This is a genomic window from Pseudomonas fragariae (ex Marin et al. 2024), from assembly GCF_059621105.1.
The window spans coordinates 1,484,071-1,504,889 of sequence record NZ_CM184369.1 but is presented as its reverse complement, the minus strand read 5'-3'; the positions used below and the strand labels follow the sequence as shown (position 1 = coordinate 1,504,889).

The 20,819-nt window shown below is 58.4% G+C and carries 21 protein-coding genes; 14 read left to right on the top strand and 7 right to left on the bottom strand.

Annotation, left to right across the window (positions count from 1 at the left end):
- Positions 1-5: 5 nt before the first annotated feature.
- Both AC54XV_RS06810 and hrpL read right to left on the bottom strand, forming a co-directional pair.
- Positions 6-2,312, bottom strand: coding sequence for a type III effector HrpK domain-containing protein (locus AC54XV_RS06810; RefSeq protein WP_177411198.1), 2,307 nt, complete (start codon positions 2,310-2,312; stop codon positions 6-8).
- Positions 2,313-2,388: 76 nt separating this feature from the next.
- Entirely contained in the window at positions 2,389-2,943 is a 555-nt protein-coding gene (gene hrpL / locus AC54XV_RS06805; RefSeq protein WP_004406521.1) for an RNA polymerase sigma factor HrpL, read from the bottom strand.
- A gap of 241 nt (positions 2,944-3,184) precedes the next feature.
- Here hrpL and sctW point away from each other — a divergent pair, with 241 nt between their 5' ends.
- From sctW to AC54XV_RS06735, 14 genes are all read left to right on the top strand, one after another.
- On the top strand, positions 3,185-4,291 hold the full coding sequence (sctW, locus tag AC54XV_RS06800; protein ID WP_277249530.1) for a type III secretion system gatekeeper subunit SctW: 1,107 nt from the start codon (positions 3,185-3,187) through the stop codon (positions 4,289-4,291).
- Positions 4,291-6,378, top strand: coding sequence for a type III secretion system export apparatus subunit SctV (gene sctV / locus AC54XV_RS06795; protein ID WP_011266893.1), 2,088 nt, complete (start codon positions 4,291-4,293; stop codon positions 6,376-6,378). The genes sctW and sctV overlap by 1 nt, the downstream gene beginning before the upstream one ends.
- A gap of 33 nt (positions 6,379-6,411) precedes the next feature.
- Positions 6,412-7,386: a type III secretion system inner membrane ring subunit SctD gene (gene sctD, locus AC54XV_RS06790; protein ID WP_054092896.1), complete on the top strand. Its 975-nt coding sequence runs from the start codon at positions 6,412-6,414 to the stop codon at positions 7,384-7,386.
- Entirely contained in the window at positions 7,383-8,732 is a 1,350-nt protein-coding gene (gene hrcN / locus AC54XV_RS06785; RefSeq protein WP_011266891.1) for a type III secretion system ATPase HrcN, read from the top strand. Before sctD ends, hrcN begins: the two co-directional genes overlap by 4 nt.
- A gap of 2 nt (positions 8,733-8,734) precedes the next feature.
- The gene (locus AC54XV_RS06780) at positions 8,735-9,181 is read left to right on the top strand and encodes a hypothetical protein (protein ID WP_004405163.1); all 447 of its coding nucleotides are present in this window, start codon (positions 8,735-8,737) and stop codon (positions 9,179-9,181) included.
- Positions 9,182-9,187: 6 nt separating this feature from the next.
- Positions 9,188-9,760 (top strand): type III secretion system protein HrpP, encoded by a 573-nt coding sequence (gene hrpP, locus AC54XV_RS06775; protein WP_024638520.1) that lies wholly within the window; start codon positions 9,188-9,190, stop codon positions 9,758-9,760.
- Positions 9,757-10,473 (top strand): hypothetical protein, encoded by a 717-nt coding sequence (locus tag AC54XV_RS06770; protein WP_024638521.1) that lies wholly within the window; start codon positions 9,757-9,759, stop codon positions 10,471-10,473. Before hrpP ends, AC54XV_RS06770 begins: the two co-directional genes overlap by 4 nt.
- Positions 10,463-10,861 (top strand): FliM/FliN family flagellar motor switch protein, encoded by a 399-nt coding sequence (locus tag AC54XV_RS06765; RefSeq protein WP_024638522.1) that lies wholly within the window; start codon positions 10,463-10,465, stop codon positions 10,859-10,861. Before AC54XV_RS06770 ends, AC54XV_RS06765 begins: the two co-directional genes overlap by 11 nt.
- A complete protein-coding gene (gene sctR / locus AC54XV_RS06760) occupies positions 10,858-11,511 on the top strand; it encodes a type III secretion system export apparatus subunit SctR (RefSeq protein WP_024651707.1) in 654 nt (217 codons plus the stop codon). The genes AC54XV_RS06765 and sctR overlap by 4 nt, the downstream gene beginning before the upstream one ends.
- 7 nt (positions 11,512-11,518) lie before the next feature.
- Entirely contained in the window at positions 11,519-11,785 is a 267-nt protein-coding gene (gene sctS, locus AC54XV_RS06755; protein ID WP_004406535.1) for a type III secretion system export apparatus subunit SctS, read from the top strand.
- A complete protein-coding gene (gene sctT / locus AC54XV_RS06750) occupies positions 11,786-12,580 on the top strand; it encodes a type III secretion system export apparatus subunit SctT (protein WP_003339813.1) in 795 nt (264 codons plus the stop codon).
- Positions 12,577-13,656, top strand: a complete 1,080-nt coding sequence (gene sctU, locus AC54XV_RS06745; protein WP_004406538.1) for a type III secretion system export apparatus subunit SctU — start codon at positions 12,577-12,579, stop codon at positions 13,654-13,656. Before sctT ends, sctU begins: the two co-directional genes overlap by 4 nt.
- Before the next feature lie 531 nt (positions 13,657-14,187).
- On the top strand, positions 14,188-15,891 hold the full coding sequence (locus AC54XV_RS06740; protein ID WP_024659973.1) for an AAA family ATPase: 1,704 nt from the start codon (positions 14,188-14,190) through the stop codon (positions 15,889-15,891).
- A complete protein-coding gene (locus tag AC54XV_RS06735; RefSeq protein WP_058398995.1) occupies positions 15,888-16,748 on the top strand; it encodes an HNH endonuclease in 861 nt (286 codons plus the stop codon). The genes AC54XV_RS06740 and AC54XV_RS06735 overlap by 4 nt, the downstream gene beginning before the upstream one ends.
- A gap of 602 nt (positions 16,749-17,350) precedes the next feature.
- Here AC54XV_RS06735 and AC54XV_RS06730 read toward each other — a convergent pair.
- Genes AC54XV_RS06730 through AC54XV_RS06710 form a run of 5 tightly spaced genes read right to left on the bottom strand, consistent with a single transcriptional unit; the run spans position 17,351 to position 20,650 of the window.
- Positions 17,351-17,698, bottom strand: a complete 348-nt coding sequence (locus AC54XV_RS06730) for a negative regulator of hrp expression HrpV (protein WP_003339817.1) — start codon at positions 17,696-17,698, stop codon at positions 17,351-17,353.
- Positions 17,699-17,700: 2 nt separating this feature from the next.
- Entirely contained in the window at positions 17,701-17,904 is a 204-nt protein-coding gene (gene hrpT, locus AC54XV_RS06725) for an HrpT family type III secretion system protein (RefSeq protein WP_003314144.1), read from the bottom strand.
- Positions 17,901-20,006, bottom strand: a complete 2,106-nt coding sequence (gene sctC / locus AC54XV_RS06720) for a type III secretion system outer membrane ring subunit SctC (protein ID WP_440058757.1) — start codon at positions 20,004-20,006, stop codon at positions 17,901-17,903. The genes hrpT and sctC overlap by 4 nt, the downstream gene beginning before the upstream one ends.
- Position 20,007: 1 nt before the next feature.
- A complete protein-coding gene (locus tag AC54XV_RS06715) occupies positions 20,008-20,448 on the bottom strand; it encodes a type III secretion system protein HrpG (RefSeq protein WP_004418828.1) in 441 nt (146 codons plus the stop codon).
- Positions 20,426-20,650, bottom strand: a complete 225-nt coding sequence (locus AC54XV_RS06710) for a type III secretion protein (protein ID WP_003314139.1) — start codon at positions 20,648-20,650, stop codon at positions 20,426-20,428. The genes AC54XV_RS06715 and AC54XV_RS06710 overlap by 23 nt, the downstream gene beginning before the upstream one ends.
- Positions 20,651-20,819: the final 169 nt, after the last annotated feature.

The following is a 20,819-nucleotide window of genomic DNA, read 5'->3' as shown; positions in this document are numbered from 1 at the left end:
GTCAATCAATGCGCCCTGTCAATCCCGAACTGATCCAGCACCGGGTCAACGTTATGATCAAACGCCTTCTGCGCCTTGTGCTTTTTGACTGCGTCGATAATCGCCGAAATACCAAAACCCAACGCCATGGCGCCGTCGATGGCCCAACCGATGACCGGGATTGCAGCACCCAGCGCTGCGCCTGCGGCAAGCCCTGTGGCTTCACCGGCAACCAGACCGACAGCGCGGCCGATCATCTGTCCGCCCAGACGACCAAGACCCGCGGACGCCTCACGGCCCATCATTTTCGCGCCGGTGTCTATGCCGCCCTTGATTGCCTCCGCGCCCAACCTGGAGCTGTCGATGATGCCCTGAGCAGCGCCCAGCTTGTCACCGCTGGCGAGCCTGTCAGACACTGACGCAAAGCCCATGACCGAGTTGAATGCCTTGCCTCCGATACCTTGCTCGGCGAGCTGCTCGGCCAGCGAAGGGCCGCCCTCTTCATCGGTCTTGCCCTCCAGCAACTTGCGGCCTTTTTTGGAGTTCTGCAGTTCGGACAAGGTGCTGGCCGTGTAGCTCTCACGCTCACCATTAACGAAGTCAGCGGGCAGCACGCTTTCATACGCCGCTTTCTGGTTATCTGCGGTTTGCAGAGACTCACCGGCGTCAGACTTTTTCTGGCCAAGCAGTTGTTTCAGAGCGCCCCCCTCGCTGAAATTGCGAACGTAGGAGTCGGCGATCTTCGTTTGCAGTTCATCAGGCTGATTGTTGAAGACTTGCTGGGCAGTGGGCACCTGAGCATCGGGAAACAGGTCTTTTTGCAGTTGCAGTTGAACCGACAGGCCGGTGATGGCGCCGCTGTAATCGGGGTTGGGGTTGTGTTTGTCGACGGCCTTGTCCGCGGTTGCCATGTCGGTTTGCAAGGCCTTTCCGCTGTTGACGTTTTGAGCCTGCTCAGTCACGGCCTTTTGCAGCGCTGAATCGCTGCGCACCAGACTACGCTCCTGTTCGGGAATGCTTTTGTTGAGGTACTCCTGAACGTCGGGATCGGCTTGCAACTGGGCGATTCGCTCGTTAAGGCCCGCCTCGGTCTTCTCGGTATTGCGCAAATCCCGCCCGGCTATCACGCTCTGCTGAGTCTGCTGCAACTTGATCATCACAGCGGCTTTCTGCGCGCCGGTGTAAGCCTTGGGTTTCTCGAAAACCTGGGCGTTGAGTTTGCTGATATCGATACCGGCTACCGAATTCAACGTCGCGGCGTCGCTGAGCATGCTGGCGAACTGGCCACCATTTTTGGGGGCGCTCTTTCTGATCCACTCGCTCATATTGGACGCATCGAACACCTGGTCGGGGCTATGCGCAGCCTTCTTGCGCCCGGTCAGACCGGCTTCGTCCACCTGGCTGAGGAAGCCCGCCTGCGACCACATGTTGCAGGACTGTTTGAGCGTGCCTGACAACCCGGGGTTACTTTTAATCAGCGCTTTCAGACCCTCGGCGCTGACATTGCCATCGACATCGGTCTTGTCCGCCGCTCCGACTGCATGATGAGGGTCGGCTGCCGTCGCCAACGGCATATTGGCGCGCATCACCGCTGCGCTGCGCACCATTTCAAGGGATTGAGGATCGGCGCCGGGGTTATCTTCCATGTACTTGGCCACGTCCTTGTCGGCATTGTCGGCAGCCTTCTCCATGTTTTTGGCGAACGCCTTGAGGTCTTTGTTGGTGATTTTGCCATCCGCATTACCGCCGTCCTTGCCGACGTCGACCGCCGTCTTCAACGCGGGATTGGCATTGATGAACGCCATCGCCTTTTCGGCGCTGGGACCATGCTCTCTGGCCATCCAGGCTGCGGCGATGGGCCGGTTGAGTTCTTTGGCGGCCTGCTCGCGCTCTTCGGGCGGCAGGTTGGCAACCATCGGTTCCCAGCGCTTGAGCGCCTCGGGCGAAGAGTATTCGGAGTTATCGAGAAACGCTGCATCGGTAGCGCTCGGGGCATTCGCCGCGTTGGAGGCCGTCGTGGGTGACGCACTCGCGGTAGACGAGACCGACGTCATCGGTGACACCTGATCGCTGTCCTGATCGACGCTGGAGGTGCTGTCACTGCTGCTGCTGCGAGTCAGCAGACTCATCAGCGATGAGCCGCTTTGCTCGGTTCCCGAAAAGGAAGAGGGGCTGTCGTTGGCCTGGCCGAACTGCACAAAAGCCTGACCACCACCTGCGCTGCCCTGCGTAAGCGAGGCTTTGGCCAATGGCGTCTCAGCAGCCAGTTCGCCAGAGGTGGGTTGATTCACGATGCTGCCGAGGGCAGGACTGGGAGAACTGGATATACGCATGGTTGCCATCCAAGTGGTGGTGTGGGATGGCAACTGTGTGGTTTTGCGTGCAAGTTGGTTCCAGACAGATGACCACTCAGGCGAACGGGTCTATGTGTTGCTTGAGCTGCACCCGCGCCCGGGACAGTCGGGAGCGGACAGTGCCGATCGGAACACCGAGCGTGTTGGCGGTTTCCTGATAATTGCCATCCATTTCCAGCGAAACTTCCAGAACCTTCTGCATGTTCGCCGGCAGGCAATCGATGGCCTCTATGACGCGTGCCAGCTGTCGGTGACCGTCTACCTGATGGGTGATATCGCCGTTCCACTCCAGATCGGTATGGACTTCGTCTTCCCAGCTTTCCTGATAGGGCTGGCGATACATTTTGCGGAAGTGATTGCGGATCAGATTCAGCGCAATGCCACATAACCAGGTTTGCGGTTTGCTGGCGTGCTGAAACTTGTGCTCATTGCGTAACGCCTCGAGAAACACGCATTGCAGGATGTCATCCACATCATCGGCGTTCTTCACCCGCTTCTGGATGAACGCCCTGAGCATCTGGACCTGATCGGCCGTCAATTGCCGGATACCGGCGGACGACGATGGTTGGCGTGGTTCGGTTGCATCAAGGATCACAAGATTCGGGAGCATGGACTTGCCTCAATTGATGGAGTGCAAGTCCTATAGCGATAACCATGCCAGCCCAAAAATAATCATAACCACATGATTTATATAAATATTTTAAAATGTGAAATTCTTTGTAATACATTTTTTTGCGCAACACGATTTTTAGCTCTGCAGCTTTTGGCACAAACGCATGAGCCTTCGCCACCAGGGAACCGAACCGGGCCAACGACCCACTCAGCGGTCACACCAGGCCCAGAATCGTCCTATGAAAATTGTCGCCCCGCCTACATTGCCCATTCGTCCGGTAGCGCCAATCCGCGCCATCACACCGGCTGTGCGAGCGATTCCCGGCGGCGGGTTGCCTGATGAAAAAGGCACCTCGTCACTGCAGGTTTCGCGCTTCGCCGCAGCACTGGTGCAGCACAGCCGGATCCTGCGCGAGCGGGAACTGATCGCGAGCAGGAACGCGCTGCAGTCGCGGGCCGTCAAGCTGGGCGAGCTTTATCAGCTGCTGATGAGCGCCAGCGACACCGGGCTGGATAACGCCGCCAGACTGCTGCGCAAAAAACTGCTGCAGGACAACGACGCCGATCTGGAACAGGTTCTGGAATTCGCTGACGGCGACGCTGCCAAGGCTCACGTGGTGTTGCAGGCAGCGCGTAAACAGGCAGAAGACGATGGGGCGGAAGCAGAATATGTAGCGCTGACCCAGACGCTTAAACATCTGCGCCGCCAATTCGGCCCGCGTACCCACGCCGGAATCAATACCGCAAGAGCCTTCGGGCGCCAGAACATCGATAACAAGCGCCGCACTGCCTTACGCAATCTGTATGGCGTAGCGGTTTCCGGACAACCCAATGTCACGGGCTTGATCGAAGCCTTGATTGGCGAGCAACAGGAACCCGGCGAGTTCGACCTGAACCTGCGCGACATGCGCATCGCCATCGCCGACGATCTTTCGGCGATTACCCCGTCGGCTTCCCATGAACAACTGCGCACGCTGATGCATGGCCTGACCACCGCGCGCCATGTCACCACGCTGCTGCGCGGCTGCGAACACCTGCTGGGGCGCATGCGCAAAAAGAATCCCAAACTGACGGTGGACCCGCCGGCCTTCCTCAAACACATGCTGACCCTGACGGCCAATGGCATGAATGTGAATCAGACCTTGCAACTGACCCAGCACATCGGGGGCAACAGGCTCGAACACCAGCTGGCCTTTCTCAATGGCCTGCGGCCGATGCTGATGCAGTTGCCGATCCTGCTCTGGCGGGACCTGAAAAGCCGCCAGGCCGCGCTGAATAATCTACTCACGCTGATGGCCGAGCTTACGCAGAAGGAACAGAAGCAACTATACGAGGGGCTTGCCTGATGAACCGGGTCATCAACTTTCTGAACATGGTCGCGCTGTCGGCCATGCGCCGCTCGGAACTGGTCGGTGCGTTTTTTGTGATCGCCATCGTGTTCATGATGATCACGCCGCTGCCAACCGGCTTGATCGACGTGCTGATCGCCGTGAACATCTGCATCTCCTGCCTGCTGATCATGCTGGCGATGCACCTGCCCAGGCCACTGGCGTTCTCGACCTTCCCTGCCGTGCTGCTGCTGACCACGATGTTTCGCCTGGCCCTGTCGGTTTCCACCACGCGGCTGATTCTGCTCAACCAGGACGCCGGGCACATCGTCGAGGCGTTCGGGCAGTTCGTGGTGGGCGGCAACCTGGCGGTGGGTCTGGTGATCTTCCTGATCCTGACGGTGGTCAACTTTCTGGTGATCACCAAAGGTTCGGAACGGGTCGCCGAAGTCGGTGCGCGTTTTACCCTGGACGCGATGCCCGGCAAGCAGATGTCCATCGACAGTGACCTGCGCGCCAACCTGATCACCGTCCACGAGGCCCGTAAACGACGCGCCGAACTGAACAAGGAAAGCCAGTTGTTCGGTGCGATGGACGGCGCCATGAAGTTCGTCAACGGCGATGCGATCGCCAGCCTGATCATTGTTGCCATCAACATGATCGGCGGCATTTCCATCGGCGTGCTGCAACACAATATGGCGGCGGGCGACGCCTTGCAGCTGTATACCGTGCTGACCATCGGTGACGGCCTGATCGCGCAGATTCCGGCGCTGCTGATCTCCGTGACCAGCGGCATGATCATCACCCGCGTGCCCAACACCGAGGCGGGTGTGGAAGCCAACATCGGCCGCGAGATCGCCGAACAGATCACCAGTCAGCCCAAGGCCTGGATCATCGCCTCGGTGGCCATGCTTGGCTTCGCTGCCCTGCCGGGAATGCCGACCGGTGTTTTCATCACCATCGCGATCATCTGCGGTGCCGGTGGACTGCTGCAGTTGCAGCGGGCAAAACCCAAGGCCGATGAGCAACGTACAGCCACTGTGGCGCCAGAAATGAACGGCAAGGAAGACCTGCGTACTTTCTCGCCCAGCCGCCAGTTTGTGCTGCAATTCCACCCCGGTCAGGACAGCGCGCAGATCGAAGCGCTGGTCAGCGAAATACGCAAGCGCCGCAACCGTCTGGTGGTGCAGTACGGCCTGACCCTGCCTTCGTTCATCATCGAGCACGTCGATGACATTGCACCGGACGAGTTTCGCTTCACCGTCTATGACGTACCGATGCTCAAGGCCACCTTCACACAGAGCCATGTCGCCGTGGAAGCGCGCCAGCTGGAAGGCGAAAACCTTCCGGCGGCCATCCCGGGCAATACCGACCGCCAGGAAGATCAATGGGTCTGGCTGCCTGCCGAGCAGTCCGGCGAATTGAACCCGGTCAGTTCCACGACCCTGATCATCGAACGCATGGAGCGCGCATTGCAGTCCTGCGCACCGCAGTTCATCGGCTTGCAGGAAACCAAAGCCATCCTCGGCTGGCTGGAGTCCGAGCAACCGGAACTCGCTCAGGAAATGCAACGGGTCCTCACCCTGACGCGCTTCTCGGCTGTCCTGCAACGCCTGGCCTCGGAGTGTGTGCCGCTGCGGGCGATCCGGGTCATTGCCGAAACCCTGATCGAGCACTGTCAGCATGAACGCGATACCAATGTGCTGACCGACTATGTGCGCATTGCGCTCAAGTCGCAGATCTACCACCAGTACTGCGGTGCCGAAGGCCTGCAAGTGTGGCTGCTGACGCCGGAAAGCGAGGGGTTGTTGCGTGATGGCCTGCGCCAGACGCAAACCGAAACATTCTTCGCGCTGAGCAACGAGATCAGCCAGATGCTCGTGCAACAGCTGCACATTGCCTTCCCGGTACGAGCTCCCGAACAGGCGGTTCTACTGGTGGCACAGGATCTGCGCAGCCCTCTGCGTACCTTGTTGAGGGAGGAGTTCTACCATGTACCCGTACTATCTTTCGCGGAAATCAGCAACGCGGCCAAGGTCAAGGTCATGGGTCGATTCGACCTTGAAGACGATCTCGAGGCGCTGGACAACGAGCACGCTGCCTGAGCCTGCAAGGCCTGAATGCACGGAGACTTTCAGATGTTTGAATTACGCGTACTGAACGGCCAGCACCAAGGCGCGGCATTACCGCTGATCGGTGAGCAATGGTCGATTGGCTCTGCCGGGCAACACGATCTGGCGCTGGACGATGCGGGCGTGGAAAGCCTGCATTGCCGCCTGCAACGTGTCGACGACAACTGGACACTGAACGCTGAACAAGGCGCGGTCTGCGACGAACAGGGCAACGCCCGGCCGAGCATCGACCTGACGCTCAATAACGCCTTCATGCTGGGTTCGGTGTGGCTGTGCGTTTCGCCTGCAGGCGATGAGTGGCCCTCGGTGCCCGCCGTGATTCCCAAACAGCCTGAGGCCGAATCCGGGCCGGCACGCAACGACGTGCCGCTGGAGAAGGTCAAGTCCCGCTCGCAGTTTCTCAACCGCACCACGGGCATCATCGCCGGGCTGCTGGTGGGCGTCATCGGCAGCGCCTGGAGCCTGACTCGCCCGCCCGCTATTGCGATGGATCAGAGCCCGGCACACCTGGCGGCCGCCACGACAGAGGCCTCGCCCGATACACCCAAGGCGCCAGCCAGGGCGGCAAACCCTGTGACCGACAACCGCATACGCCTGAGCAGCGCAGATGCCGTCCGCCACCAGTTGAGCACCATGCTCAGCGACCGCCTGCTGACCGACGTCAGCGTGGAAGAGACGCCCGACGGGCTGATTCTCAACGGCGATCTGAAAGAAGAATCGCTGCTGGTCTACCAGCGCATGCTTCAGCGCTTCAAGGCCCTGTACGACTCGCCGGTCACCGTTCTGGACAACGTGGGCAGCAATCGCAACACCCTGCCCTTTGTGGTGGTTCAGATCATGACCGGGCCGCATGCGCACCTGGTGACTGCCGACGGTCGACGTGTGTACGTAGGCGATGAAGTGGATGGCCTGCGCCTCACCCGTATCGACAATCAGCGTCTGCAATTCGACGGTAATCGCCATATCGAGGTGAACTGGTGAATGCAGCACTGAACCTGTGGAAAGACGCCCACGCCAGGCGTTTGAGCGAGTACTGCGCGGTGCGCGTCATTGGCCGGGTCAGCGCCGTGCGCGGGATTCTGCTGGAGTGCAAGATTCCGTCGGCCAAGGTCGGCGATCTCTGTGAAGTGAGCAAAGCCGACGGCTCGTTGCTGCTGGCCGAAATCGTCGGCTTCACCCAGGAATGCACGCTGCTCAGTGCCTTGGGGCCACCCGACGGTATTCAGGTCGGCGCGCCGATCCGCCCGCTGGGCGTGGCACACCGGATCGGTGTCGATGACAGCCTGCTCGGCTGTGTACTGGACGGTTTCGGGCGCCCGCTGATGGGCGATTGCCTCGGCGCTTTCGCGGGTCCCGAGGATCGCCGCACGACGCTGCCGGTGATCGCCGACGCCCTGCCGCCGACCCAGCGACCGCGTATCACCCGGGCGTTACCCACCGGGATACGCGCCATCGACAGTGCGATTCTGCTCGGCGAGGGCCAGCGTGTCGGGCTGTTCGCCGGTGCGGGCTGCGGCAAGACCACGCTGATGGCCGAACTGGCGCGCAACATGGATTGTGACGTCATCGTTTTCGGCCTGATCGGCGAACGGGGCCGCGAGCTGCGCGAGTTTCTCGACCATGAACTGGATGAAACCCTGCGCCGCCGCTCGGTGCTGGTCTGTGCGACATCCGATCGTTCCAGCATGGAGCGCGCCCGCGCTGCGTTCACCGCGACCGCCATTGCCGAAGCCTTTCGCGCCCGCGGCCAGAAAGTGTTGTTGCTGCTCGACTCGCTGACCCGCTTCGCCCGCGCGCAACGGGAAATCGGCATTGCCTCGGGCGAGCCGCTGGGGCGCGGCGGTCTGCCGCCCTCGGTGTACACCCTGCTGCCACGCCTGGTGGAACGCGCCGGGATGAGCGAAAACGGTTCGATCACCGCGCTTTACACGGTACTGATCGAACAGGACTCGATGAACGATCCGGTCGCCGACGAAGTGCGCTCGTTGCTCGACGGGCACATCGTACTGTCGCGCAAACTGGCTGAACGCGGGCACTACCCGGCGATCGATGTGTCGGCCAGCATCAGCCGGATCCTGAGCAACGTCACCGGTCGCGAACATCAACGGGCGAACAATCGCCTGCGTCAGTTGCTGGCCGCCTATAAACAAGTGGAAATGCTCCTGCGCCTGGGCGAATACCAGGCCGGGGCCGACCCGGTCACCGACTGTGCCGTGCAACTGAACGAGGCTATAAACGCGTTCCTGCGCCAGGACCTGCGTGAGCCCGTGCCGTTGCAGGAAACCCTCGACAGGCTGCTGCAACTCACCTCTCAACTGCCGGAGTAGCCATGGACGAACCACTGGAAGACGACCCGCAACAGGTCGCTCTGCAGCAGGTGATCGGGCTGCTCACGCCACTGCGCCAACATCGTCAGGCCAGTGCCGAGCGCGCCCATCGCCAGGCGCAGTTGGAACTGAAATCGATGCTCGACCACTTAGCAGAGACCAGGGCGTCGCTGAATCAGGAACGCGACAACCATAAGCGCCGCCGCGAGAGTCTGTCCCATGCGCATTTGCAAAAGACGCTCAGCCTGACTGATGTCGACGGCTGGCACGAAAAGGAAAGAACCATGCTCGACCGCCTGGCTTACATCCGCCAGGACGTTGAGCAACAGCAAATGCGAGTAGCTGAACAACAGGCGTTGCTTGAACAGAAACGGCTGCAAGCCAAGGCGTCTCAGCGCGCGGTCGAGAAACTCGCCTGCATGGAGGAGACGCTCAACGAAGAAGGTTAAGTGACGATGACCGCACCGATCAAAACCCCTGCCAAAGCGCCACCCGTGCCGAGTGCCCCGCCGGCCACCTCGCGCGCCCTGCCTTCACTGCGTCAACCCGCCAGGTCCGATGACCAGCCGCCAGCCTTTGCCGGGGCGCCTCGCGGCGATGTACAGAAGGTTCGTTTCGCGCTGAACCGTTCAGTCACCGACAGCCCGATGAGCGCCGACGGCATGTTCTTCTCGCAACTGCTGATACCGCAGGTCGGTGAAGAGCCGGATCAGCAGGGCTTCGGAGGCAGCGGTGTGGCCTTCTCTGCACAATCCGAAAACGTACCGACGCAGTTGATCGACGAGCTGGCGCAGCGTTTGCCCGATCAGCCGGACGGTCCGCTGGCCTTCAGCCTGCTCATGCCCAATCTGGGGAGCGTGCGGGTCAACGCCAGCAAATCCGAAAACCGCTGGAGCATTCAACTGGGCTTTGGCCGACGTGACGTTCTCAAGCGCTTGCAGGGCCAGGTCGGCGCATGCCGGGACTCGCTGGCGCAGGCACTCGGGCAGGATGTCGAGTTGGACATGCATGAAGACTTCACAGCATGAGCGCCCTGCGTCTGCGCAAGGTCGACGCCCTGCTGGCCCAAGCCACCCGCGCACTCGGCGCCGGACGGCGCCTGGGCTTCAGCACCCGCGGTCAGCACGCCGAACTGAGCCTGCTGCCGCAGCTCGAAGACGCGCGCATACCGGCAGACGGTGTCTGGTTGAATACTGCGGTCGGCCCCTTGCTGCTGAGCGATGCCGAAGCGTTGCTCAGCCTGCTGGGCGAAATACCCTTCACGCTTGGCGGCGAGCACCAGGCCTGGTACTGGCAGCTATTCAACCAGCGCCTGAGCCCGGCGATTGCCGACCTGCTGGCGCCTGTTGCGCCGTTTTCCGACGCCCCGACCGAGCCGGCCATCGGCTGCCGGGTTCACGTACGGCTGGGCAGCGAACGACTGGATGCCCACCTGCACGCCGCACCCGCCACCCTGCTCAGGCTTCTGGGTTCGGCTGACTGGCAAGTCTTGAAGCGTGACGTGGACCAATCCTGGTCGGTGGCGACACCGCTGATCGTCGGCGAACTGTCACTGACACTGGAACAAATCGCCGCGCTACGCCCCGGTGACGTCGTGCTGCCTGCCCGCTGCCGATTCGACAGCGCCGGACAAGGGACCGTGACACTCGCTGGCCGTCAATGGGCGGCCTGCACCGACCAACAGGCACAGCATCTTTTTCTGCAGCTCAGTCATGAGGAGCACAGTCACCATGAGTACTGAAGACCTGTATCAGGACGACGTCGAGATGCTCGACGACTATGAAGAACCGGTGCCTGAACAGGCTGATCAGCAACCGCATGACGACGAACACGCCGAGCAGGCATTCGGGTATGCGGACGAACCGGAGCATGAAGAGCAGTCAGGAGACCACCATGAGTCGCCGATGCTCGACTCACTGGAGCTGGACCTGACCTTGCGCTGCGGCGAGCTCAGATTAACCCTTGCCGAACTGCGCCGACTGGACGCCGGAACCATTCTCGAAGTCAGCGGCATCGCGCCAGGCCACGCCACGCTGTGCCATGGCGAGCAGGTGGTTGCCGAAGGCGAACTGGTCGACGTCGAAGGCCGCCTCGGTTTGCAGATTACCCGGCTGGTGGCGCGCTCATGATCATGGAGGGCGTCAACCCGATCATGCTGGCGCTGTTTCTCGGCTCGCTGTCGCTGATCCCGTTCCTGTTGATCGTCTGTACCGCCTTTCTGAAGATCGCCATGACGCTGCTGATCACCCGCAACGCGATCGGCGTTCAGCAAGTACCGCCGAACATGGCGTTGTATGGCATCGCCCTGGCCGCGACGATGTTCGTCATGGCCCCGGTGGCGCATGACATACAGCAGCGGGTCCATGAACACCCGCTGGAACTGAGCAACGCCGACAAACTGCAGAGCAGCCTCAAAGTCGTCATCGAGCCGCTGCAACGCTTCATGACACGCAACACCGATCCGGACGTCGTGGCCCACCTGCTGGAAAATACCCAGCGCATGTGGCCCAAGGAAATGGCCGATCAGGCCAGCAAAGACGATCTTCTGCTGGCGATCCCGGCCTTTGTGCTGTCGGAATTGCAGGCCGGTTTCGAGATCGGTTTTCTGATCTACATCCCCTTCATCGTCATTGACCTGATTGTCTCCAACCTGTTGCTGGCACTGGGCATGCAGATGGTCTCGCCGATGACACTGTCGTTGCCGCTCAAACTGCTGCTGTTCGTGCTTGTATCGGGCTGGTCGCGTCTGCTCGACAGCCTGTTCTATTCCTACATGTGAGGCGGTCATGGAAGCGTTGGCGTTGTTCAAGCAAGGCATGTTTCTGGTCGTCATCCTGACCGCCCCGCCGCTGGCCGTTGCGGTGCTGGTGGGTGTGGTCACCTCGCTGCTGCAGGCACTCATGCAGATTCAGGATCAGACATTGCCCTTCGGCATCAAACTGGGCGCCGTCGGACTGACCCTGGCCATGACCGGCCGCTGGATCGGCGTCGAGCTGATCGAGTTCATCAATATGGCCTTCGACCTGATTGCCCGCTCCGGGGTCAGTCACTAAATGCCCTTCGACGCGCACAGCGCCTTTCAATTCATGCTGGGCATGGGACTGGCAATGGCGCGGCTGATGCCCTGCATGCTGCTGGTGCCAGCCTTTTGCTTCAAATACCTGAAAGGCCCGTTGCGTTATGCCGTCGTGGCGGTGATGGCGATGATCCCGGCACCGGCCATCAGCAAGGCTCTGGAGTCCCTCGACGACAACTGGTTCGCAATCGGCGGCCTGCTGATCAAGGAAGCGGTACTCGGCACGCTACTGGGGCTATTGCTGTATGCGCCATTCTGGATGTTCGCCTCGGTGGGCGCGCTGCTCGACAGCCAGCGCGGTGCGCTCAGCGGCGGCCAGTTGAACCCGGCGCTGGGCCCTGACGCCACGCCACTGGGCGAATTGTTTCAAGAAACCCTGATCATGCTGGTAATCCTCACCGGGGGGCTTTCGCTGATGACTCAGATCATCTGGGACAGCTACAGCGTCTGGCCTCCAACGGCCTGGATGCCGGGCATGAACGCTGGCGGCCTGGATGTCTTTCTGGAGCAGTTGAACCAGACGATGCAGCACATGCTGCTGTACGCGGCGCCCTTCATTGCGCTGCTGCTGTTGATCGAAGCGGCGTTCGCGATCATTGGTCTGTATGCGCAACAGCTGAACGTTTCGATCCTCGCCATGCCGGCCAAGAGTATGGCCGGCCTCGCTTTTCTGCTGATCTATCTGCCGACGCTGCTGGAACTGGGCACCGGTCAATTGTTGAAGCTGGTTGATCTGAAGTCGCTACTGACGCTTCTGGTGCAAGTGCCGTGAGCGAAAAAACCGAAAAGGCCACGCCCAAGCAACTGCGCGACGCGCGGGAAAAGGGTCAGGTCGGGCAGAGTCAGGACCTCGGCAAACTGCTGGTGTTGATGGCCGTCAGTGAAATTACCCTGGCCCTGGCTGATGAAAGCGTCAACCGACTGGAGGCGCTGTTGTCGCTGTCCTTTCAAGGCATCGACCGCAGCTTTGCCGCGTCGGTCGAGCTGATCGCCAGCGAAGGACTCTCGGTACTGCTCAGCTTTACCTTGTGCAGCGTCGGTATAGCGATGCTGATGCGTTTGATCAGCAGCTGGATGCAGATCGGTTTTCTGTTCGCGCCCAAGGCGCTGAAAATCGATCCCAACAAGATCAACCCGTTCTCCCACGCCAAACAGATGTTTTCCGGGCAAAACCTGCTCAACCTGCTGCTCAGTGTGCTCAAGGCCATTGCCATCGGCGCGACGCTGTATGTGCAAGTCAAACCTGTGCTGGGCACCCTGGTGTTGCTGGCCAACAGCGATCTGACGACCTACTGGCATGCCCTGGTCGAGCTGTTCAGGCATATTTTGCGAGTGATATTGGGGCTGCTGCTGGCGATCGCGATGATCGACTTCGCCATGCAGAAATACTTCCATGCGAAAAAACTGCGCATGAGCCACGAGGACATCAAGAAAGAGTACAAGCAATCGGAAGGCGACCCCCACGTCAAAGGCCATCGTCGGCAACTTGCCCAGGAGATCCTCAATCAGGAGCCCAGTGCTGCGCCCAAGCCGGTGGAAGACGCCGACATGCTGCTGGTCAACCCGACGCACTACGCGGTGGCCCTGTATTACCGACCAGGCGAAACGCCTCTGCCGCTGATTCATTGCAAAGGTGAAGACGAGGAAGCCCTGGCATTGATTGCCCGCGCCAAAAAAGCCGGCATCCCGGTGGTGCAGAGCATCTGGCTGACCAGGACGCTGTACCGCTCCAAGGTCGGAAAATATATCCCCCGGCCCACCCTGCAAGCTGTCGGTCACATCTACAAAGTGGTTCGGCAGCTGGATGAAGTCACCGATGAGGTGATTCAGGTTGAAGTCGAGCTGTGATGGCTTATTGTCCACTGACGAACCAAAATGCAGCTGTACTTGTTTACGGCATGTTCGAGCATCTCTGCCATGCCACTGTCCATTAAACTATCCAGATCCATGAGCATCCCCTCGAGGAGGCCTTCATGAATGACCTCCGCGAAGAACAGGAGTCGCTGACGAATCAAGGAGAAGTGTGGCCAGGTCCATGTATCGGTAAATCGTTGTATTAGGACTAAGCCCCTCGGGAGCTGTGTATGCCATGAAAGCGCCTTGAATGATTGACAGTGGCTATCCATACCAGGTGTCGGCGGTGGGTCAGTTGACGCTTGCACAGAGACTCAACCTGGATGATAAAGCGTCGTTCTAATTGGGCTGGACGATTGGCGGATAGTAAAGGGGTTGTTTGAATACCATTGCGCGCTATGCTGAGAGGTCAGTATAGTCGGCGATGTGGCACCCGCTTGATGCATTGCAAAGGGCTTGCAGTGGAACATTGCCAAGCGTAGGCTGTTTTGAAGTAGTTGGGAAAATTTTTAAAAGGACTTATGCATGCCAGGGATAGAGTTTTACTTTTCAACCGCACTTAACATTGACAACATTGATGGCATCCATCTACTGCAAGATCACATTGGCACCTATTATTCCAAGGCCTGGGATGACTTTGGTTATATCGTCACCTTTCAGGTCTATCATGTAGAGCATGGCAGGCGCGAGTCCTTGGGGCGCACCAAGTTACTTGTGAATGGTTATGATGACTCTTCAATTTATTTTTTAACATCCCATGATAAAGTCGGAGAAAGCGTTCGAATTACGAAACTGTTGGATCATAAAAAGGTGGTCTCGCTATCATCCGACATTGATTATTATCGTAGGATCCACGCTCTCATTCCCCAGAGGGCAGAAGACTACCTGCGTCAGATTTGTGACGGGAGTTATAATCTGCATGCGTACGGAGATTTTTCAAACTGGGAGGGTTTCGAGCTGTCCCTGTTCAGAGATCGCCTTGCTAAGGCCATCTTAAAAAAAGGCTATCAGATAGCGCTAGGCAGCTATGAAGCGCAGGAACAGTTCTCGTTCAAGCTGGAGGGACTTCCGGATAACTTTGACGCTGTCGAATTTAATTTTGACAACGCCAGGCAGTTAGGTCGTACCAATATCAACTTACTCATTGGCCGGAACGGTGTCGGAAAAAGCCACGTCCTCCGCCACTTGATAGATTTGGTTACGGGAGTGGAAAAACATGCTGAGAGCTGGCCCTTCTTCCATAAAGTCATTGTGGCAGCCTATTCACCCTTTGAGTCGTTCAAAACCGAGGTTGAGCTGTCAAATGCCTTGCCAAACCAAGCCATGGCCCAGACTGACGACAGTCACGAAAGTGATCTGACAGCTAAAGATGAGCAAGAACGACGCAGGCGACTGGTCAATGAATATGTCTACATTGGTTTCCGTGACCCTGAGGGTAAGTTTTCCCTGACGTGGCCTAAAGAAAGTAGCGCTCGAGCACTCCATCGTATTGTTCAATATGATGCAGATAACGAATGGACTGGCGGTAGCCGTTTCGAGCTGCTGTTTGATACGTTGTCCCACTCCATTGATTTTGATGCAGTTCAAGTTTTCAATTCAGATGATTCGTCGATAGTGCTTAGCCGCACCACGGAAGCGGTACGGCTGAGTCTCGCTACGCGCAAGGATTTTAATTACGCGGCGGGTATCGAATTCCTAAAAGGAGGTAGAACGGTTCCTCTGAGTTCCGGGCAGACCATCTATTCCTACCTGCTGCCGAACTTAGTCGCCGAAGTGGACGAGGAGAGCCTGCTCATCCTTGACGAGCCAGAACTGTATCTCCACCCGTCAATGGAGGTCGGGCTTTTGGATATGCTGAAGCAGTTGCTTGCCGCGACAAAATCCAACGCGATCATTGCTACGCATTCGACGATATTAGCGCGAGAGGTGGAGCGGTCTGCGATTTCGGTGCTGCGAAAGGTGGAGGATAGGACAGATGTTTCGAGACCCAATTTTGAAACATTTGGTCAGACCGTGGAAGTCATCATGGGACTGGCGTTTGATGACTATCAGACGCGCAAGCCCTACGAAGACTCAATTGACGAAGCTGTCGCCGATTGCGCGAGTCCCGAGGAGGCCCTTGAGAAGCTCGGTCCCAAGGTAGGAGACGAGGCACTGGCGTATCTGAGCGGTAAACTTATCGCGGGTGAGAATGATGTGGAGCCGGATATTGAGCGGAGGCCGAAATGAAGGACCTCTCATACCTTCGCACTGGACCGGGTTGCTCTTGGTTTGAATTGGCTATTGGCTCAGCTAAAAAAAACACTGCCATACTTGGATTTATTAAGTATGCCGTTCGCGAGCGCTATGAAGAGTTTGACGGTTTTATTGAGGACTATCAAACAGAGCCACGAAAAAGCGGGATCTCACTTTCTGGCCACGTACTGATAGACTTTTATGAGCGCCCTCCAGCTGCGTTAAAGACACTGTTAGAGGCTCGCCGTCATGATCATACGCTGGATGAGTGCCCCTATTGTGGATTTCCTCGAGCGCCGGAAACGCTCGACCATTTCTTACCGAAAGAGCGTTGGCCGGAATATTCGATTTTTTCTGATAATCTGGTGCCTCAATGTCGTGACTGCGCTCCAATAAAAGGGGTGAAATATTTTTGTGAACATGAAAATCAGTCGTTCTTTCTTCATCCTATTTATAGCCCTGCATTGTCGACACTGAGGTTTAAGATTGAGGTAACGATCGTGAAGGGAAAGCTTGCTTTCTCACCGGCCTTCAGTATTCCAGAAAGCATTACAGATGTTGATGAGAAGAGAATAAGTTCTCACTTAAAAAACCTGCATATCAAGCAGCGAATCGTGGACTACTGCGATGAACAATACCGCCATTGGATTAGGATTGCCCAGAGCAAGCCCTGCGATATAAAATCTATATTTGAGTCCAGGCTCAGCGAGCGAGAATGCGATCCATACCCTAATAATTGGGCGACGGCCTTCTATCAAGGTGTTCTTAAAAACCAGGATGCTGTGCGGGAACTCCAACGGCACGTTGTGAGCAAACCGCTGAGGTCCAATGGAGCGCATCGGCTTATCTAGACCCCATTCACCTACTGGGAGCCCGTCATGGCATTTGCGCAATAGATTAGATCATGCAATGGCTGACGGGCTTACCGTCAGCCCGAAAAGATAGCCCACGTATGTTGTGGATGTTAGTACGGTAGGGAGTTGATCACTCATCTTTCAGGTCAATCAAATACTGTTCGTCAAAGCGGATATGAATCTGAAATCAGGTCTCGAACTACGTCGAGGGGTTCATACCACTTTGCAATCTTGACCTACTGACTTTAGGCTCTGTACGAACAATCGGGGAGCGAAGGTCAGGCAAGGCAAAAACAGGCGAGGAACGGCCGGGGTCGCGTTCGACTCTACGTGTTGTAAATGAGCATTCCGATCGGACCCGCGCTCGAGCCTGTTTTTAACGCAGCATCACCGAGCGAAGCCACTTTACGTATAGAGCCTGGTGGTTGCTTATGCACCAGCCCTCTCCCATTCCCTGCGTATTATCTCCTGCTACTGACTGCGTCCTGCAAGATTCCCCAATACTGCTTGAGGCTTGCCGCTCGCAGCTTTCAGCTGCCCCAAAAAAAGACCGCCCCATCTGCACTGGGGCGGTCTTTTTTTCATGCGGTTGTTATCTCCTAAGCCAAATGATCCAGGCCTGCCAGTATCAGTTCGTTTCGCCGGATATCATCCAGATTGGTGACGGCATGGGGGGCGTCGCTCACCGCGTGCCACACGACGAAATCACGCCGCATATCCAGGAACAGAAAGTAGTCATTGAATCGTTCGGCTTCTGAAAACCTCAGTTGCAGCGCCTCTCTGAGTTGTTCGGGACGCAGCGCTCGACCCTCGATGTGCAGCGCAATGCCCCAGTCATGGTGCTCGCGGCGGCTGACGAACGAGACTCCGTTTGCCACCGGCCAGACCGCAGGACTCTGTGCCGCAACGTTGTAGTAGAACGCTGTTTTCTCCTCGACCTCAATCATGTCTAGTCCCTTAACTTCACGACGGTGTAATCGCGCTCGTGGTCCTGATCGTCAAGACCGTCACGCATGTCCGGGGGCCACCAGATGACCAGTTCGCGGCTGGTGGAGTCCGGACGTTTGCAGGCAGTGCCCGAACAACCGTGGGTGGCGCACCCGGTCAGGGTAGCAAACACCACCAACACGACTGCAACGCTGCTGATCTTCATGGCTTTGCCCCCCGGAGCAGTGATGGCCGGCTCTCTTTGGCCATTTTCGATATCTGTGGCTGACGTACCGCGATATACACTTCGCTCTCCTCGCCCGGTTGCAGCCATGCGTGGGGCCAGGCGGCGACGCCGATGACCCAGCGACCACCGCAACGACTCTCGTCGATGCGCACCGGTTTGTCGGTATTGTTACGCGCTACCACGACGGCCACACCCCAGTCCTTGCGTGCATACCATTGCGAACGCTGGCCATCGAGGCTCAGGCCCTGACCCGGGTCACACAGGCTGTCGGTTTCAAAGGGCAGTGTTTCGCCATCATGCATGCCCTCTGGCGCAGCGCCATCGACCATCTGCGTGAAGACTTTCTGAATGTCGCCGCGGGTAGGCAGCTCACCGCCGTCACGCCGTTCCTTGATCCTTTTCATCTGATCATCGACATCATGAGGGTTGCCGTTCTGCACATAGCGAGCCGGGTTGACCTGGTCGCCAATCAGTCTTGGCGTCAGAATGAACAGGCGCTCGCGCTGGCTCAGTTCACGGCTGCGGGACTGGAACAGCAGTTTGCCGATGTAGGGGATGTCGCCCAGCAACGGAACCTTGTGGACCTTGTCGTTGGCTTCAAGGCCATGGAAACCGCCGATGACCAGTGAACCGTGTTCGGCTATGACGGCCTGGGTACTGACATTGCCTTTGCGCACACTTGGCTGCGTGTCATTGATGTCGGAGATGTCGATCTGACCATCCTCGATATCGACGATCAGTTGCACCTGAGGCTTGCCATCGTGATCCAGCGAGCGCGGAGTCACCTGCAGACTGGTGCCAGCGGTGATGGGCTCGATATTGGCCACGCGTTCCGACGTCGCGGTGAGGTATTCGGTGCGACTGAAGTCGATCACGGCCGGCTGGTTTTCAAGGGTAAGAATGGACGGGTTGCCGATCACCGAGGCTGAGCCGTTACCTTCCAGCGCATGCAGTTCGGCAGCGAACTTGCCGGCGTTCTGAATGAACAGGGTGGAGCTGGTGCCAGCGTCGAACATGTTGGCGCCCCCGTTGACACTCCCGGCATTGAAGTTCCAGCGGCTGGACAGTTCTGCCAGCTCGTTGCGATCAATGTCGAGGATCACCGCGTCGATTTCGATCAGGTTGCGCGAAACATCCAGCTCCTTGATAAGCTTTTCGTACATGGCCTTGCGCGAGGGCAAGTCGTAGATCAGCACGGCGTTGTTACGGACATCGGCCGTTACACGGATGTTGGCCCGACCGCCAGAACGACTTTTTCCAGCGCTTTTGCTGCCGCCGCCGCCATAGTGCAGCACCTGATCGAGGCCCTGCTCCAACGCATTGGTATCGAGGCCGCTGGAGCTCATCGGCAGACTCGGAGCGTCCGGGCTGCCACCGCCCGCCAGGCCGTTACCGCGACCGCCTCGCCCCAGCAGATCCATACCATTGATCGACCCGCCACGAGAACGGGTATCCAGCAAATCCTGGAGAATACTGGCCACCCCGGCGACCACCAGTTGTTGATCGCGATAGCGAATGGTGCGGTCCGCGGCACTGGCGTACTTGAGCGGGAATACGATGATGTCCTGCTTGTCGCCCTTTTCCGGCGCTTCGACTTTCTTGCTGTAATCGCGCACCAGTTCCACATATTTTGCCGGGCCACGAACCAGAACCACGCCCTCGTTAGGCAGTACCCCCCACCCGAAGCGCTTGTCCAGCAGCCCTACATCGGTCAAGGCAGTCTGCAGGTCATCTACCGCGTCGGATGACACTTCGATGCGTGCCGAGGTGTGCTCGCTGGAGGGGCTGACGTACAACGTGTCGTTATACACAAACCACTGGAAGTGATATTCCTGGCCCAGGCGGTCGAGAAACTCTTCCGGGCTCTGAGCGCGTATCCGGTCATCGAGGACCCCGGGAATGGGCGGCATATCCAGCGCCATGCCGAATTCCTTGGCGAAGTCGGCCAGCGCTGTCGCCAGCTCGGTCTGCCGGGCATCGTAGGCGTAAGCCGTATGTTTCCAGGCTTCGGGGGTCACCGCCCACGTGGCGGGGGACAGCCCGATCAACAATAAAGGCAACCACATCAAGGCCTTGCGCATTTCAAACTCCCGGTTGCCGGTGATTGAGGGTCGTGCGCCCGGCTAAGGCGGGCACGGAATTGACCAGAGTGGTGTGCATCAGGCTGAGCAAGGCCGCGCGCTGATTGGCCAGGCTTTCCAGACGGTTCAGCAGATCGGCAAGGCTGCAGGGGCCAGGCATCCAGCTGACCAGCACCATGCAGCGCGTTTGCGGATCGATGGCGAACGCGCCGTCACAGGCACACGCCAGGCTGGCACCGCCGTGACTGAGCAATGCTTCGATACGCTGAGGGTCGTTGGCGTCATAGGGGTCGAGTAACTCGATGCTGCAACGGACTCCGCCACCCACCCTTTCCAGCCGTGCGTTGGCGTCGTCGACCCAGCAGTCGAGCGGGCTCGCCGGACGCTGATCACGCCACAGGCCGACGACCTCCTCGAACTCACTGAAATCCATCGATGACATTTTTGGTCATTTTATAACCAGCCTGCTGGCATTGATCAGCGATGTTGGAGCTGACCGCAGCCTGCTGGCTTGCCTCACTGAAGGCATCGATGTCGTCGGCGGTGAAATGCCCATTGCCCCCGTCCAGCACGTCATCCACGTCGGACAACGCGCGGGTGAGCGTGGAATCGAGGTTATTTTGCAGAGATTTGAAATTTATCATGTCCTGATACTCCATCAGAAAGGTTCAAACCTTGAGTGGAGCAAACAGGTGGAGCGGTTCCATTTTCGCCGCAAGAGTCTGTTTCAGGCTGTAGGTTTACAAAATAGCTGCACGGTTTCACAAATAGTTGACCGGCCGGGGATCAGTTCTGGTCTCCGCCGATCATCAT

Coding starts and splice junctions, on each gene's coding strand:
- AC54XV_RS06810 (WP_177411198.1), bottom strand. CDS start 2,312: ATGCGTATATCCAGTTCTCCCAGTCCTGCCCTCGGCAGCATCGTGAAT.
- hrpL (WP_004406521.1), bottom strand. CDS start 2,943: ATGCTCCCGAATCTTGTGATCCTTGATGCAACCGAACCACGCCAACCA.
- sctW (WP_277249530.1), top strand. CDS start 3,185: ATGAAAATTGTCGCCCCGCCTACATTGCCCATTCGTCCGGTAGCGCCA.
- sctV (WP_011266893.1), top strand. CDS start 4,291: ATGAACCGGGTCATCAACTTTCTGAACATGGTCGCGCTGTCGGCCATG.
- sctD (WP_054092896.1), top strand. CDS start 6,412: ATGTTTGAATTACGCGTACTGAACGGCCAGCACCAAGGCGCGGCATTA.
- AC54XV_RS06780 (WP_004405163.1), top strand. CDS start 8,735: ATGGACGAACCACTGGAAGACGACCCGCAACAGGTCGCTCTGCAGCAG.
- hrpP (WP_024638520.1), top strand. CDS start 9,188: ATGACCGCACCGATCAAAACCCCTGCCAAAGCGCCACCCGTGCCGAGT.
- AC54XV_RS06770 (WP_024638521.1), top strand. CDS start 9,757: ATGAGCGCCCTGCGTCTGCGCAAGGTCGACGCCCTGCTGGCCCAAGCC.
- AC54XV_RS06765 (WP_024638522.1), top strand. CDS start 10,463: ATGAGTACTGAAGACCTGTATCAGGACGACGTCGAGATGCTCGACGAC.
- sctR (WP_024651707.1), top strand. CDS start 10,858: ATGATCATGGAGGGCGTCAACCCGATCATGCTGGCGCTGTTTCTCGGC.
- sctS (WP_004406535.1), top strand. CDS start 11,519: ATGGAAGCGTTGGCGTTGTTCAAGCAAGGCATGTTTCTGGTCGTCATC.
- sctT (WP_003339813.1), top strand. CDS start 11,786: ATGCCCTTCGACGCGCACAGCGCCTTTCAATTCATGCTGGGCATGGGA.
- AC54XV_RS06740 (WP_024659973.1), top strand. CDS start 14,188: ATGCCAGGGATAGAGTTTTACTTTTCAACCGCACTTAACATTGACAAC.
- AC54XV_RS06735 (WP_058398995.1), top strand. CDS start 15,888: ATGAAGGACCTCTCATACCTTCGCACTGGACCGGGTTGCTCTTGGTTT.
- AC54XV_RS06730 (WP_003339817.1), bottom strand. CDS start 17,698: ATGATTGAGGTCGAGGAGAAAACAGCGTTCTACTACAACGTTGCGGCA.
- hrpT (WP_003314144.1), bottom strand. CDS start 17,904: ATGAAGATCAGCAGCGTTGCAGTCGTGTTGGTGGTGTTTGCTACCCTG.
- sctC (WP_440058757.1), bottom strand. CDS start 20,006: ATGCGCAAGGCCTTGATGTGGTTGCCTTTATTGTTGATCGGGCTGTCC.
- AC54XV_RS06715 (WP_004418828.1), bottom strand. CDS start 20,448: ATGTCATCGATGGATTTCAGTGAGTTCGAGGAGGTCGTCGGCCTGTGG.
- AC54XV_RS06710 (WP_003314139.1), bottom strand. CDS start 20,650: ATGATAAATTTCAAATCTCTGCAAAATAACCTCGATTCCACGCTCACC.